Source organism: Dokdonella aquatica (genome assembly GCF_051987395.1).
GTDB lineage: Bacteria > Pseudomonadota > Gammaproteobacteria > Xanthomonadales > Rhodanobacteraceae > Dokdonella.
Window position 1 is genome coordinate 3,987,907 of sequence record NZ_CP197094.1, and the last position, 14,737, is coordinate 4,002,643.

At 68.2% G+C, this 14,737-nt stretch carries 14 protein-coding genes; 3 read left to right on the top strand and 11 right to left on the bottom strand.

Annotated elements, in window-relative coordinates:
- Nucleotides 1-50 precede the first annotated feature (50 nt).
- The 5 genes from ACQQ2N_RS17720 to ACQQ2N_RS17740 form a co-directional block, all read right to left on the bottom strand.
- Nucleotides 51-671, bottom strand: a complete 621-nt coding sequence (locus tag ACQQ2N_RS17720) for a TetR/AcrR family transcriptional regulator (RefSeq protein WP_440222893.1) — start codon at nucleotides 669-671, stop codon at nucleotides 51-53.
- Nucleotides 672-753: 82 nt separating this feature from the next.
- On the bottom strand, nucleotides 754-1,365 hold the full coding sequence (locus ACQQ2N_RS17725) for a TetR/AcrR family transcriptional regulator (protein ID WP_440222894.1): 612 nt from the start codon (nucleotides 1,363-1,365) through the stop codon (nucleotides 754-756).
- Nucleotides 1,365-1,859, bottom strand: coding sequence for a hypothetical protein (locus ACQQ2N_RS17730; protein ID WP_440222895.1), 495 nt, complete (start codon nucleotides 1,857-1,859; stop codon nucleotides 1,365-1,367). Before ACQQ2N_RS17730 ends, ACQQ2N_RS17725 begins: the two co-directional genes overlap by 1 nt.
- A gap of 75 nt (nucleotides 1,860-1,934) precedes the next feature.
- Nucleotides 1,935-2,963, bottom strand: a complete 1,029-nt coding sequence (locus tag ACQQ2N_RS17735; RefSeq protein ID WP_440222896.1) for a hypothetical protein — start codon at nucleotides 2,961-2,963, stop codon at nucleotides 1,935-1,937.
- A gap of 168 nt (nucleotides 2,964-3,131) precedes the next feature.
- Nucleotides 3,132-3,887, bottom strand: coding sequence for an SDR family NAD(P)-dependent oxidoreductase (locus ACQQ2N_RS17740; RefSeq protein WP_440222897.1), 756 nt, complete (start codon nucleotides 3,885-3,887; stop codon nucleotides 3,132-3,134).
- 132 nt (nucleotides 3,888-4,019) lie between these two features.
- Here ACQQ2N_RS17740 and ACQQ2N_RS17745 point away from each other — a divergent pair, with 132 nt between their 5' ends.
- Together ACQQ2N_RS17745 and ACQQ2N_RS17750 are read left to right on the top strand one after the other, a co-directional pair.
- On the top strand, nucleotides 4,020-4,964 hold the full coding sequence (locus tag ACQQ2N_RS17745; protein WP_440222898.1) for an AraC family transcriptional regulator N-terminal domain-containing protein: 945 nt from the start codon (nucleotides 4,020-4,022) through the stop codon (nucleotides 4,962-4,964).
- A gap of 73 nt (nucleotides 4,965-5,037) precedes the next feature.
- On the top strand, nucleotides 5,038-5,667 hold the full coding sequence (locus tag ACQQ2N_RS17750) for an NAD(P)H-binding protein (protein ID WP_440222899.1): 630 nt from the start codon (nucleotides 5,038-5,040) through the stop codon (nucleotides 5,665-5,667).
- 55 nt (nucleotides 5,668-5,722) lie between these two features.
- Here ACQQ2N_RS17750 and ACQQ2N_RS17755 read toward each other — a convergent pair whose 3' ends face one another.
- From ACQQ2N_RS17755 to ACQQ2N_RS17780, 6 genes are all read right to left on the bottom strand, one after another.
- Entirely contained in the window at nucleotides 5,723-6,454 is a 732-nt protein-coding gene (locus tag ACQQ2N_RS17755; protein WP_440222900.1) for a hypothetical protein, read from the bottom strand.
- 17 nt (nucleotides 6,455-6,471) lie between these two features.
- Nucleotides 6,472-7,239 carry a hypothetical protein gene (locus ACQQ2N_RS17760; protein WP_440222901.1) on the bottom strand — a complete coding sequence of 256 codons (768 nt, stop codon included), beginning with the start codon at nucleotides 7,237-7,239 and terminating at the stop codon, nucleotides 6,472-6,474.
- Entirely contained in the window at nucleotides 7,232-8,089 is an 858-nt protein-coding gene (locus ACQQ2N_RS17765; protein ID WP_440222902.1) for an ATP-binding cassette domain-containing protein, read from the bottom strand. Before ACQQ2N_RS17765 ends, ACQQ2N_RS17760 begins: the two co-directional genes overlap by 8 nt.
- An 85-nt stretch (nucleotides 8,090-8,174) precedes the next feature.
- A complete protein-coding gene (locus ACQQ2N_RS17770; RefSeq protein WP_440222903.1) occupies nucleotides 8,175-8,564 on the bottom strand; it encodes a SirB2 family protein in 390 nt (129 codons plus the stop codon).
- Between the two features lie 93 nt (nucleotides 8,565-8,657).
- Nucleotides 8,658-10,181: a putative bifunctional diguanylate cyclase/phosphodiesterase gene (locus tag ACQQ2N_RS17775; RefSeq protein WP_440222904.1), complete on the bottom strand. Its 1,524-nt coding sequence runs from the start codon at nucleotides 10,179-10,181 to the stop codon at nucleotides 8,658-8,660.
- Nucleotides 10,182-10,257: 76 nt separating this feature from the next.
- The gene (locus tag ACQQ2N_RS17780) at nucleotides 10,258-12,888 is read right to left on the bottom strand and encodes a peptidoglycan DD-metalloendopeptidase family protein (protein ID WP_440222905.1); all 2,631 of its coding nucleotides are present in this window, start codon (nucleotides 12,886-12,888) and stop codon (nucleotides 10,258-10,260) included.
- Between the two features lie 149 nt (nucleotides 12,889-13,037).
- Between ACQQ2N_RS17780 and ACQQ2N_RS17785 the strand changes: the two genes are divergently transcribed.
- Nucleotides 13,038-14,702 (top strand): hypothetical protein, encoded by a 1,665-nt coding sequence (locus ACQQ2N_RS17785; protein ID WP_440222906.1) that lies wholly within the window; start codon nucleotides 13,038-13,040, stop codon nucleotides 14,700-14,702.
- The last annotated feature ends 35 nt before the right edge of the window (nucleotides 14,703-14,737 follow it).

Below are 14,737 nucleotides of genomic sequence, written 5' to 3' on the forward strand. Positions count from 1 at the left end.
TGCTATTTCTTGCGGTGAGAACGGCGGCCATGGCCAGCTCCAGTCGAGGGTCAGTGGGTGGTGGAGGTGGGACGCTCGCCGTACGAGGCGAGCAGGCGATCGAGCGCGCGGTCGGCGAGTTCGGCGGCGCGATCCGGAAGATAGATGCGGGCGTTGTGCAGGCCTTCGGTGACCGCGAACAACTCGAACGCGAGCAGGTCGCGATCGGTGTCGGCAGCGAGTTCGCCCGCGTCGATGCACAGGCCGATCGCCTTGCCGAGCTGGCGATGCCACTGCATGAACCAGTCGGTGATGCGGTCGCGCAGCACGCCGGGGCGCGCGTCGTACTCGTGCGCCGCACTGAGCATGATGCAGCCCTCGGGATTGTCGCGTACCCACGCGAACCAGCCCTGCATCATGCCGCGCAGACGCGCGAGGCCGCGCGGACGCGTCAGCGCCGGCCGCACGGCCACTTCGGTGAAGCGCCCCGCCGCCCAGTCGAGTACCGCGATCTGCAGATCCTCGCGCGAGCCGAAATGCGCGAACACGCCGCTCTTGGACATGCCGGCCGCGGTGGCGAGATCGCCGATCGACAAGCCCTCCACGCCTTGCCGGCACGCGATCGCGTAGGCACGCGAGAGGATCATCTCGCGCGTCGCGGTGCCCTTGTTCGTGGCGGTCAGCGGGGACATGGCGCGATAAATAGCACGATCGTTCTATTTACTCAAGCGACGATCCGGAACCACCCTACCGAAGCCGCCTCCGGGACGACCATCAAGGCGCTCCGCGCGGCCTGAAACGCTCCAGCGCCTGGTGGGCGATCGTGCCGAACAACGCCGCATCACCGACGGCCCGCGCACCGAGCATCGCACCATGGATCGATGCGACGAACGCGCTCGCTTCCTCTAGAGGCGTGCCGACCAGGCGCAATGTCCCCGAGGAGTTGCCCTCTTCCATGACCGACGCGACCCACGCGTGCAAGCCCTCGAAATGAGCCTTGACCTCGTCGGCCACCTCGACGGGCAGCGACGGCAGCTCCGCCGCGAGCAACGCACAGATGCAGATCGGCGGATTCGAGGCCTCGATGCACTGGGCCCAGAAGCCGGCATAGGCCTCGAGTCGCGCCATGGCATCGGGAACGGCGTCATCGAGGGTATCGAGTCCACGTCGCGTTGCTTCCCTGTGCAGCGCGACCGTTGCCTTGACGAGATCCGCCTTGGCCGGGAAATGGTGGTGGATGCTCGCCTTCCTCACCGCGACGCGCTCGGCGATGTCCGCATAGCTGAAACCGTTGTAGCCGCCGCTCGCGATCAGCTCATTCGCGTGCGCGATGATCTCTAGTGCCTTCGGCGAGTACGCCGGCGATTCCGCATCATGTCGTGGCATCAGGCGTCCACCTTCCCTCGCGCAGGCCGGCGCATGTACACCGCCCGCAGCTGCAGCGGAACGCCGATCACGAGCGCGAGCAGCAACGCGCCCTGCACGCCGACGAGCAGCGGGTCGGTCATCGACTTCGCGATCGGATCGCCGGCCGGCAGCCTGCGCAGGGTCTCGCTGACCGCGGGAAGCAGCAGCATGAACACGCTGAGGCTCAATGCCACCGTCTCGACATACGGTCCCCAGCGCGTCGCGGAAGCCCAGCGCGAGACACCGTAACCGACCAGCAACGCGACCAGCGTGACCGCAGCGATGATCGTGCTGACCGCCTGGTGCGCGATCGGGAACACGGTCAGCACACCGAGCAACATGAAACCGAAATACGCCATGCCGCTGCGCGTGGCCGGCACGATCCTGCCGTGCCGGGCCAGCATCACGATCGCGAGTGGAATGGCGGGAAGGCTGCCCAGCGTGTGCAGCCAGCCCAGGGAAGAAATGCCCATGGCGAACCTCGAAGGATGTCGCGACATAATCTACCTACCAATAGGTAGACAATCAAGTGGGGCCGATCACGACGTTCACGACGACGGCGATTCGACGAGGTGGAACTGCCCCCGCTCGATGCCGTCCTGCCACGTGTCCGGTCGCGGTTGCCAGGGCCCGTCGCCGAGCACGGCATGCGCGAGATCCGCGATCGACACGCCGAGATGGTGCTCGGCACCCACGCCCCCGTCGCGAAGATCGGCTTGCAGCACGAACGCACGGAACGCCGCCTCATCGCGTGCCGCGAGTGCGGTGATCCTCGTGGCGAGGTCGTAGGACAGTCGGTTGCCCTCGTCCGTGGCGAGGAACGACTTTCCGGACCAGAACGTCTGGATGCTGTCGGCGTTCCAGTACGCAGCATGGTGGGCGATGATCTCGCGTTGCGAATACAGCTGCGCATGCGGCGATGCGAGGTGCGGGAACATCGCGTGCTCGGTGTTCACCGCCAGCCCCTCGTTGAGCCAGGCCGGGATCGGCAGGTGCGATACGAGGCGATGCGTGAGCTCGTGCGCGATGACCGGTTCCATCGCGTCGATCGCCTCGAGCGGCATCACGAAATGGCCGTAGCCGAACTGCAGGAACATGCCCGAGGACATCGCGTACTCGCCGTCCTCCGGGTAGTAGTGGCCGATGTAGGCGTAATAGTCGTCGGGATGCTCGAACACCATGACCACGTGCCGGCCATGGCCGCCATCGTCGGCGAGGTCGCCAAGGCTGCGTCGTATGCGCGCGAGCATGCGCTGGCAGGTCGCGAGGAAAAGATCGCCCTGGCGCGTGTCCAGTGTCGACAGCAGCAGGAAATCATCGGAACCGCGCACGCGATACCCCTCACCGAGCCGCGCGACACCGGCGTCGAGCCAGGCCCGTGCGGCCGAGTCCCAGTACGCGTGGAGTCTCGCCTCACCGGAATCGGTCGGCGCCGAGTCGCCGATGCGCTGCCAGTCGGGGATCGGCATGCTCGTGCCGTCGAACCAGTGCATCGTGACCGGAACGCGATCCGGCGCGGCGGATGGCGACGCCGTCGCGGCGGCGGGAAGGAACAGGCGAGCGAGGCGTCGGAGCATGCGGGCGTCGTCCGTGTCGGCCGGAAGTGGGAATGCGCGACGGCCGCGGCATCGCAGCGCGAACCGTCGTCATGCCGCCGATGTTAGCGGCGTCCCTGTCGCACGAGCATGCACGACATCCGGATCAGCCACATCGCCTCGACGCGGGCGGCTGGTCGCACTCCGGCGTCAGAGCCCCTGCCCGCCCGACACTTCGATGCGCTGCGCGTTGACCCAGCGGTTGTCGGTGCCGAGCAGGCTCGCCACCATCGGGCCGATGTCGTCGGCGACGCCGACGCGGCCGAGTGCGGTCACCGACGCGATATGCGCGTTGAGGTCCGCGTTGTCGCGCACGACACCGCCGCCGAAGTCGGTCTCGATTGCACCGGGCGCGACCGTGTTGACGGCGATGCCGCGCGGGCCGAGTTCCTTGGCGAGATAGCGCGTGAGCACCTCGACGGCACCCTTCGTCGCCGCGTAGGCGGCGTAACCGGGCAACGACATGCGCGTGAGGCCCGAGGACAGGTTGACGATGCGACCACCGTCGGCGATCAGCGGCAGCAGCGCCTGGGTCAGGAAGAACACGCCCTTGAAGTGCACGTCGACGAGGCGGTCGAACTGCGCCGTCGTCGTCGCGTCGAACGCCGCGTAGTCGCCGTGGCCGGCGTTGTTGACGAGGTGGTCGAAACTCTCGCGGCTCCAGTGCGTGTGCAGGCTCTCGCGCAGGCGTGCGGCGAACGCATCGAATCCGCCGACGTCGCCGCTGTCGAGCTGGAACGCGACGGCCTTGCGGCCGATCGCCTCGATCTCGGCGACGACGGCCTGTGCGTCGTCGGCGCGGCTCTGGTAGGTGATGACGACGTCGCCACCGCGATGGGCGATCGCGAGCGCCATGTTGCGGCCGAGGCCGCGGCTGCCACCGGTGACAAGGGAAATCGCGCTCATGGACGTGCTCCTCGAGTGGGGAGCGCAGTGTCGTCCCGCGACGCCCCGGCGGGTTGCCGGAAACTCGACCTTGCTTGCCTGATCCTCCAGACTGGCAGCTCCCGGCTCCGCGCAAACCGTACGATCGCTGCCATGACGACCCTGCTCGAGGCGGTACGCCGCCACGCGATGACCCATGCCGCCGACGAGGGCCCCGTGCCGAGCGCGGTACCGGGCCTGTGGACCGTGCGCGCGACCGTGCCGAGCGGGTTGCTGCACGCGATCTCGAAACCGATGGTCAGCCTCGTCGTGCAAGGCGCCAAGGCCGTCACCGCCGGCACGCGCACGTTCGCATTCTCGGCCGGCGATTCGCTGCTGATCACGGCCGACGTGCCGACCGTCAACCAGATCACGCGCGCGAGCGCCGCCGAACCCTACCTCTCGATCGGCCTCGACCTCGATCTCGCCGTGATCGCCGAGCTCGCCGCGCAGATGCACGAGCCGCGCGCCGTCGATCCGGCGCCGGTGCGCGTGCACACCACCGATGCCGAGGTCGCCGACGTCGCGTTGCGCCTCGTGCGCCTGCTCGACCGTCCCGAAGCGATCCCGTTCCTGCATGCACCGCTCGTGCGCGAGCTGCATTACTGGCTGCTCGCGGGGCGGCATGGCGCCGCGATGCGCCGCCTCGGCGGCCCCGACACGCATGCCCAGCGCGTCGCACGCGCGGTCGCGGTGCTGCGCCGCGACTTCACGCAGGCCTTGCCGATCGAACGACTCGCCGCGATCGCGGGCATGAGCCCGTCGTCGTTCCACCAGCATTTCCGCAGCGTCACCTCGCTGTCGCCGCTGCAGTTCCAGAAACAGCTGCGCCTCATCGAGGCACGCCGCCTGCTGCTTGCCGAAGGCGTGTCCGCGAGCAGCGCCGCGTTCGCGGTCGGCTACGAGAGCGTGCCGCAGTTCACCCGTGAGTACGGGCGCTTCTTCGGCATGCCGCCCGTGCGCGACACGCTCGCCGCGCGCCACGAGGCCCGCGTGCTCGCCGAACGTGCAGCGCCCGCGGCCACCACCTCGCGCTCGCCGCGCAGGCGCTCCGCATGAGCGCGACGCCATCGGTGCCGAGGCATCGCGGCCTGTCACCGCTCCACGCACGTTCGATGCAGGAACACCCGCCATGAAGCTCCTGATTGCCGGCGCGACCGGTCTCGTCGGCCGCCACGTCCTTGCGCTCGCACTCGACGATCCGCGCGTCGAACACGTCGTCGCGCCGACGCGCCGCGCCCTGCCCGCGCATCCGAAGCTGCTCGCACCCGAAGTGGATTTCGACGCCCTGCCTTCCGACGCCGCGTGGTGGGCCGTCGACGCGGTGATCTGCGCGCTCGGCACCACCATGCGCACGGCCGGTTCGCGCGAGGCGTTCCAGCGCGTCGACCACGACTATCCGCTCGCGATCGCGCGCCTCGCGCACGCGCACGGCACGCCCACGTACGTGCTCAATTCGGCGATGGGTGCCGATGCGGGATCGAGCGTGTTCTACAACCGCGTCAAGGGTGACGTGGAAGACGCCTTGCGCGAGGTCGGTTTCCGCTCGCTCGTGTTCGCGCGCCCGGGCCTCATCGGTGGCCAACGCGACGAGCACCGCCCCGCCGAACGCTGGGCGTCACGCGTGCTCGGCGTGCTCGGCCCGGTGCTGCCGCGCGCGTGGCGCATCAATCCCGCGACGACGATCGCGCGGCGCATGCTCGAGGCCGCGATCGAGGCGCGCGAGGGGGAGCATGTGATCCGGTCGGATGAGCTCATCTGAGCTCAGGGAAGCGAGGCAGCCGACACTGTCTCTACATCGGTAGCAGCGCCGGACCTTACCGCGCTCCCGGTCTCTGCGTGCACGCCGACGTCGAAGCATCATCCTTCGCAAGCGTGTCCTGCTCTCCGTCGAACGGGAGCAGGCGAATGCGCGGAAGATCGGCGATGCTGGCCAACTCGAGCTGCACAGAAGGCCGCACACGCAGCTCGATCTCGCCGACCTCCGAGAGATCGCCGAGCATGACCTTCCCGCCGACCATCGCGATCCTGAGAACGCCTACCTTGCCCGTTACGAAATGCACGTGGGCGTCGAGATCGGACACACCATCGCAATACCGCGAGGTCATGGGTCCCACATGGATATCGAGCGCCTCGGCATCTCCGCTCCACGTCAGGCTCCATGCGTCGAGGCGCAACCGCGACACGGCGATATCGCTGATGATCCGGAGCATCTGTCCGGTCACGTTCTGCAACCCTGGACCGATCTTCAACGACGCATTGTCGACGTATCCGTAGGGCATGTCGGTCGACACATGAAGCACCTTGTCGCTGACTTGCCACGTGGCCCTTTCGAGGCCAGATGCGGCCTGTGCATCCGTGAAACTCAGGACGGCGCCAGGGTTCTCGACGAATCGGATCTCATCCACTCGCGATGAACCGATGTCGATCGACGTGGCATCGCCCACGTCGATGTCGAGCGCGCGCCGCTCTTCCATCTCCTTGTGCCAGAGCTCCGCGCTGCTGCTCAGTACGCCCGCGACCACGAGAACGAGGCCGGCCAGGAACATCGAAGGTCCGAGCCGCATCACGCGATATCCCTCTCGCGCAGGAAGCCGTACACGCTGCACCAGAACAGCGCCGGCACACCGATCCACAGTACCCACAACCACGCGCGCACGCCGTTCCCGATCGGCAAGCTGTCGGAGCCGGGGAGAAGTTTCTCGGGATGTGCGCCAGACAGTGTCTGGATCAGCGGCAAGGCGATGACGAGGATCGCAAACAGCGAGACGATCGTCTTGAGCGCAGCGAATCGACGGAAATAGAGCATTCCTGCGAGCACCATTGCCTGCAACGTGCAAACGCCCAGGAACGCGGACGCCTCCTCGAGCGGGTTGTCACCCGCGAAAGGCATGAAAGGCCCGAAGTCACGCGAATAGAAGAGCAGGCCAGGAGGACTCGGAGCGGTCGCGGCGAGCGCGTATCCGGGCAGATGGCACACCTGAAAAGCGAAGGTGTAGGCCAGCGGATACGCCACGGCCACGACCAGGAACGCGAGCACGAACTTCTCGATCGTGGATCCCGGTCGCATGAGATACGTCAGTGCGGCGTCCGGTCGCGCGAAGATGGCGAAATGTCGCCCGGCGAAGATCAGCGACGTGAGCAGATAGCCGCCGTAGTAGAGGCGTCCCTGGTCGTGAAGCTGATACATGTCCATGCGCTTGCCGGCCTCAGTGAGCAGCAGCCACATGCACGCATGCACCGCGATCCCGATCCCGAAGAACCACAGGTATTCGCGCCGATGCTCGGCCCACTGCACGGCGGCGAGGCGTCCGAAGCGCCGGAGGTCAAACATGCGTCACCTCCGTCGCACGCAATGCCGCGAGCACGGCCTCTGGCGCGCGGCACAATGCGCGGTAGAGCAGCTCGAGCTGCACGGGCTCGATCACGTCGTCGTGGCGCGTCGCGATGAACGCGGCCTGCGCCCCGATCGCCTCCCGATAAACCACTCCGTCGACACCGGCGAGTGCCGCCTGGTCGACGACGCCCATGCGCAGGCACCTGGCGAGGTCATCCATCGAGGCCGACAGCGCGAGCCTGCCGTCTTCGACGAACATGACGCGTGCGATGACCTGTTCGAGGTCGTGGGCCTGGTGCGTGCTGATCACGACGATGCGGTCGGCCTGCTGCGGACGCCGGATCAGGTCGCGGAAGCGGTCGCGGCCGACGATGTCGAGGCCGTTGGTCGGCTCGTCGAGCAGCAGCAGCGGCGTGCGAGTCGCGAGTGCGAAGGCGAGCACGGCCTTCTTGCGGCCACCGAGGCTCATGCTGTCGAACGGCGCCCGGGCATCGACCTCGAACGTTGCTAGCGCCTCGTCGAGCACGACGCGGTCGAAGCGCGGGTAGAACCCGGCCTGGTGGCGCACGAGCCGCTCGCAGCTCAGGTTGGGGAGGTGGAACTCCTCGGGCACGATGGTGACGCCGGCGAGGAAGTCCGGATGCCGCAAGCGCGGCTCGTGGCCCGACACGCGGATGCGTCCGCCGCGCGGGAAGAGCAATCCCGCCAGCAGCTTGAGCAGCGTGGACTTGCCGCTGCCGTTGCGGCCGAACAGGCCATAAAGCCCCGGCGTGTCGACGCGCAGATCGAAGCCGTCGTACAGCGCCTTGCGGCCGTAGCCGAACCGCAACCCTTCGATCTCGATCACGCGCGCCTTCCCTGTCGTGAACGTCGATCCTAACCGTCGCGATGCCGTGCCGCCAGAACCGGCCAGCAGCACTGGCCCTGCCCGCTCAGGCGAACCAGCCCAGCGGATGATGCTGGCGCGCGACGCCGATGATCATCGCGTACACGGCCAGCGCGGCGGCGAAGCACGCCGCGCGCACGGCACGCGTGCGGCCGCGGCGCAGCGCGAACACGCCGAGCACGATGTAGGCGCCCAGCAGCAGCACCTTCACGGTGAGCCAGCCGTGCACGAAGGGATACTGGCCGAGCATCACCGCAAGCGTGATCGCCGAAGCCAGCAGTACGGTGTCGACGACCTGCGTGGTGCGGTTGAGGGCCGGACGCGTCGCCCAGGCCTGGCCGTCGAACAGGGCGAGCCCGCGCACGAGGAACAGCAGGCCCGACAGCGCGACCATCGTGACGTGCAGGTGCTTGATCGGTAGGTACAGCGTGCCCATCGGCGGACCCCATGGCGTGACGGCCGCGCGATGGTCGCATGATGCGCCGTCGATGAACGGCGACCGGCTGTCGCAGGTCGGGCGTCGGTCGACTCAGGTCACGACCTGCAGTGCGCGCTGGTCGGCGACGAGCGTCTCGAAGGCCTCGATCGGCATGGGCTTGCCGAAGTGGTAGCCCTGGAAGCCGTCGCAGCCGTGCTCGCGCAGGAAATCGAACTGGTCCTGCGCCTCGATGCCTTCGGCCACGACCTCGAGCGCGAGATCGCGACCGAGCTGCAGCAGGTTGCGCGTGATGCTCGCGGCACCGGCATCGCGCGTCACCTCGGCGACGAAGGCGCTGTCGATCTTGAGCTCCGACAGCGGCATCTGGCGCAGGTAGGACAACGACGAGTAGCCGGTGCCGAAGTCGTCGAGCGACAGGCGCACGCCGGCCGCGTCGAGGGCACGCATCGTCGCGATCGCGCCGTCCATGTCGTCGAGGAACACGCTCTCGGTCAGCTCGAGCGTAAGCAGATGCAACGGCGTGCCGTGGCGTCGCACCGCATCCAGCACTTCGGCGGCGAAGTCGGGCTGGCGTAGCTGCAAGGCGCTCACGTTGATCGAGAGGCGCAGGTCGTCGAGTCCCGCACGGCCACGCCATTCGCCCAGTTGGCGGCAGGCGGTTTCGAGCACCCAGCGTCCGAGCGGCAGGATGAAACCGGTGTCCTCGGCGGCCTGTACGAATTCACCCGGCGGCACCAGGCCGCGTCTGGGGTCGCGCCAGCGCAACAAGGCCTCGGCGCCGATGGTCCGCCCTCCGGGATCGACCTGCGGCTGCAGGAACAATTCGAACTGCCGTTCCGCCAGTGCGTCGCGAAGGGCCCGGTGCAGCGCGCGATGATCGGCGAGATCGCTTTCCTGGAGGTGCAGCACGATGAGCAGGCTCGCGACGACCGTCACGAGGTTCACCCAGATGCCGACCCGGCGCATGCGATCGTCGATCGCGTAAGGGCCCGGCGGATCGTCCGGCAGCGCCGCGAACACGACGAACGCCGCGAGGAACACGAGCACGCAGCCGTAACGGGCGAAAGGCCGCTCGTTGCGGAACACATGGTGCGCGCAGGCGGCCAGCACGAGCAGGAACAGGTGCGTCGTACGCGGAATCTCGTCGGTATGCACGTCCAGCCGGGCCGAGAACACGCAGATGTAGGCGAACAGGCCGATGAACGCCAACCACGACGCGCCGCGCACGCGATCGCGCCGTGCCGCTGCAATCACGGCGATACCGAGCACCGCCAGCGCGACTTCGACCACCGCGATGTGCGGCGCATCGCGCGTCACGAAGAACACGGCCCAGCCGATCCCGAGCGCGATCATGATCGCGCCGGTGGCGAACAGCAGGTTGAGCGCGCGACGGTTGCGCCGCGCTTCGACCGGATGCGTCGCCTCGAACGGTCGGGTGGCCCCCTTCATGCCGGCCCTTCGCTTCGGTTCGCGGCAAGAGTACGCCGTGTCCCGTCGGCCCGCACGTGGCCCGCCAAGGCCGCGCCGGACGCGCCGCCGAAGGCCGCCGGGGATGCCGCCACGCCTGATGATGTCCACATTTCCACGATGAAGCATGGTAATGGACGCGAGCACCGAACGTGCCGGCGCGGCACCCGCCCGTTGCGCACGCGGCCGACGGCGGCGGACCCGGGTCCGCCGCCGCCTGACTTCACTGCAGCGGCGGCGCCTCTCCGCTGATCCACATGCGCGGGCTCAGGCTTCCGGCATCGTCGAGCAACGGATCGTTGGCGTGGTCGCGGAAACGCCACGCCCAGGGATCGAAGCCCTGCGGCGCCAGCCAGCCCCAGGGATCGACCGCGCCCACGCTCGCGTCGCGGTCGTGGCGCCCGCCCTCGAAGTCGAACTCGAAGGCGGGACGGAAGGTCAGGTTGCGATGACGCACGACCGACATGTGCAGGTGATCGCCGCTCGACGCACCGGTCGTGCCGATTCTGCCCAGCACGTCACCGGCGGCGACGAGCTGGTTGCGGCGCACCGCGGTGTCCTGCATGTGCGCGTAGTAGGTCGTGAAGACCTCGGCGTAGCGCCCGCTGCCGATCTGGTGACGGACGAACACCTCGCGCTGGTACGGATCCATGCCCGCCGGCGCATAGTTCACCACATGGCGGGGCACCGCCATCGACACGCGTCCCGCCGCGGTGGACGTGGCCATGCGCGTGGACGGCGCGGCGATGTCGACGGCGGGTTCGTTGATGCCGGAGTTGTCGAACCAGCACTCGGACGGGTTGGCATTCGGATTGCCCACGCTTCGCGACCGCCCACGGTTGTCGATCGCGCAGGCATCGAACGACCCGGGCGTCTGGCCGTAGTCGGTCACGTCGAGCGGGATCATGTAGGGATCGTGGTTGAACGACTGCGTGTTGCCGATACCCGTGTGCGATCCCGAGTACGGCCGCGAGAACACGGGCAACGCATCGGGACTCGCCGCGAACACGCAGTTGCTTTGGCCGGCCGTGTCGGCGAACGCCACGTCGAAGGGCTGGACGCCGAAACCTGAACGCAGCGTGATGAAGCCGCCCGTGCAGGTGCCGATGACCCAGTTCAGGCCCGAAAGCGAGTACAGGCCTGCACGCTCGACGGTGCGCGTGGGATCCTCGGCGAGAAACACCTGGCAGGGATCGCTGCCGACACCCTGCCGAAGCAGGCCATAACCACCGCCACTCCGGTTGCGCACGCTGCAATAGTGACCGTAGCCCGCCGGAACCGCGATCACGGGTGGCGCGGCGCTCGGCGTGTCGAGGCCGTCGAAGTCGAAGTCGGCATCGAAGAGCCCCTCTGTCGTGATCGAGGCGATCACCGGCGCGATCGGGCCCGGCTCGTCGAGGTTGCCATCGCCGTCATGGTCGAACACGTTGGGCGGATAGCGCTCTCGATCGGCGATGAACAGCAGGTTGCCCTTGTAGCGCACGGCGTCGACGAGCACCTCGCTCGTGCGCTCTCGGGCACCCTGGCTGACGCCGCTCTGCGTCACCTCGGCAAGCGTGTGGAACTGCACGCCGTCCGCCGCGTAGGCACCTGTACCGCCCTGCACGACGCTGCCGTCGGCCTGGATGCGCAAGGTCGCCGCATCGTGGCTGCCGAAGCGGGCCACATCGATGCCGGTGTTCTCGTGCGTGCCGAGCACGTTGAAACTGCCGTCGTCGCGCATGAGCAGGCGCTTGACGCGTGTTCCGCCCTGGATGCGGGGCGGACCGAGCCCGTACGACGAGAACCGGAACGACTTGCGTCCGTCACCGTCGAACGTCGTGTCGAGCGCGCCGTTAGCGCCGCGTACCGCGATCACGCAACCCGAACGGTCCACACCGGCCGAAAAGCTCAGGTCGCAGCCGACGAGAATCCGCTGCCGTGCGGGATCCCATGCGAGGTCCGAGAGCGTCGGCGTCGCTGCGATGGCGCTGCCGTCGTCGATGAGCAGGCGCCCCTGGTTGCCGAACGCGGACACGAAGCCGCCGGTCGACGTCAGTCGCGCGAGTCCGTACGCCTGATCGCCGTCGGCGCCCGTCACGATGCCACCCGCGACGATACCGCCGTCGGGCAGCACGAGCAGGCGCGAGCAGCCGTCGACGCGATCCCCGGCGACGTTGAAATCGACCTCGAGGTGACCCGTGCCGCGGAACGTCGTGTCGAGCCGACCTTCCGCGTCGAAGCGCACGATCATCATGTTGCGGCTGGAACCGCGCTGCACCCAACCGCAGGCCAGCACCTTGTCGTCGACCGCGATCACGTGCTCAAGGCGCGACGACAGGTTAAGGAACGGGGTGAGGTTGTTGATGGCGAGCTTGCCGTCGGTCGAGAACGTCGTGTCGTAACCACCCGCCGCATTGAGCCTGACGACGAAACCGCTGATCCCCGGATCGGACGTGCCCCAGCCCGCGATGACGGCACGCGACTGCGCGTCGACGTCGATCGACGTGCAGAAATCGGCATTCGCCGAGCCCATGTCGGCCGCCACGCGACGCGTGCCCTCGAGCTCCTCGGGCCCCGTGTAGGCCATGTCCAGGAGTCTGGCGTTGGGCAGGTGCCGGGTGACCGCACAATCGAAGTTCGTGTTGCCGGCCTCGCTCCACTCGTTGAGCACGAGCACGCGCTGGCGTGGATCCACGGCGATGCCGTACGCATTCTGGCTGCGCAGGTGTTCCCGCGTGATGTTGACGAACACGCCACTGGCGCGGTCGGGTCCGAAGCTGTCCCAGGTCGCGCCACTGCCCGGCTGGGCATGGGCGGTACCGATGATGGCCGATGTTCCGAGGCCGAGTGCGAGCACGAAACGCTTGTCCATGGCAGTGCCTGCTGGGCGTGGACATCCACGCGCCATCCACCACGGCACGAGGGCCCGCCGCGGGCCACCTCGCGACACGTCCGGCCTTGAGGGTTCCTGCACGGCTCTGCGTAAGAGGCAGCACCCACCGACCTGCAAGGAGCACGGTCATGTCGTTCTCACCATCGCATCACGCTGCACGGATGTTCACCCTGCTCGCCCTCGCCGGCAGCACGGGCGCCCTTCACGCCGCCACGTTCACCGTCGGCAGCGAGGCAGGCTGCACCCACGCCACGATCCAGGCGGCACTCGATGCCGCTCGCGTTAACGGCGCAGGCGAGGACGAGATACGGATACGGGAGGGCACATGGCTGGGCCAGAACCTGTGGCTCGCCGGAAGCTCGGTGATCCTGAGCGGCGGCTGGAACGGCTGCGGTGCGGGCGCGCAACGTACCGGATCCAGCACGCTCTCGGCAGGATCCAGCCTCGGCACGCACGGCGCCAACCGCGTGCTGCGCGTCGAGCAGGCGAACTCCCCGATCGATGTGACGCTGCGCCATCTCGTGATACGCGACGGCCGCGATGCGGCCTCGTCCGACGGCGGCGGCGGCATACGCGCCACGGGTCGTGTGCAGCTGTACCTCGAGAACGTCGAGGTGACCCGCAACGCGAGCGTCGCCGATGGCGGCGGCGTGTTCGTGCAGGGCGCATCCTCGAACGCACCGGCCTTGCTCGAGATCCGAGCCAACGTCCACATCGCCGACAACGAGGCGTTCTCCCATGGCGGCGGCATCCAGGCGACCGACGCCAACGTCTACGTACGCAGCGACCGCACGCGCATCTCCGGCAACCGTGCCTTCTTCGGCGGCGGCATCGCGGCGCGCGCCGCGCGCGTGGTCTTCGGCGCGGTCGGAACCCCCGTCCCCTACGTCACGACGTCGGGAGCCTCGATCGACAGCAACCAGGCGGCCTATGGCGGCGGCATCCACGTGCGCGACAACACCTTGTTCGATGCGCGCGAGCTGCGCATCGTCGACAACACCGCGAGCGAGAACGGCGGCGGCGTCCACGCCACCGGCGGCTCGCAGGTCCAGTTCTCGCGCGATTATCCGACCGCGATGCAGGTTCGCTGCGCGGACTCGAGTTGTTCGATGTTCAAGGGAAATCAGGCCGGCGACGGATGCCCGGGCACGCGCGGCACGGGAGGCGCCGCCTACTTCGACGGCGCCGCCGGCTACTTCAGCCAGGTCGAGTTCGTGCGGAACTGCGCCTGGGGTTCGCCGGCAATCTTCACGTGGGGAACGCGCATGTACCTCGACGGTGTGCTTTTCACGCAGCAGCGCCTGCGCTTCCGCGACAACGGCGACAGGACATCCCGCCAGGTGGTTACCTACGGCCGACGCGCCGGCGACCCCGACGCGCAGAGCTATCTCGGGTTCGTCACCTTCGCGGACAACGTCGAGGTCAAGGGCGACGGCACCACGCTGCCTGCGCAAGCGACATCGGTCGACATCTTCGGCACATGGCACCATACCGTGACCGCGCTCGTGACGGCCGACCCGATCCTGCTCGACGTCCCCGGGGCGTGCAACGTCGTGGGTGCGACGGCTTGGGATTTCGTCAATGCGGCGGCGAGAGACTATCGCCCGAGCCTTGGGGGCCGCCTGATCGATGCCTGTCCACGCAACGCGGTGACGATCGAGTACACCGACCCGCGCCTGCAGGTGCGTTGCCAGGACCATCCGGGCATCGACCAGGGCGGCACCTGCGACATCGGTGCGTACGAACTGCCCGCACCACCCGCCGATCGCATCTTCGCCTCGGGCTTCGAGTAGAGCCCGGCGCGCTCCCCGGCATCCGGCCACACGCA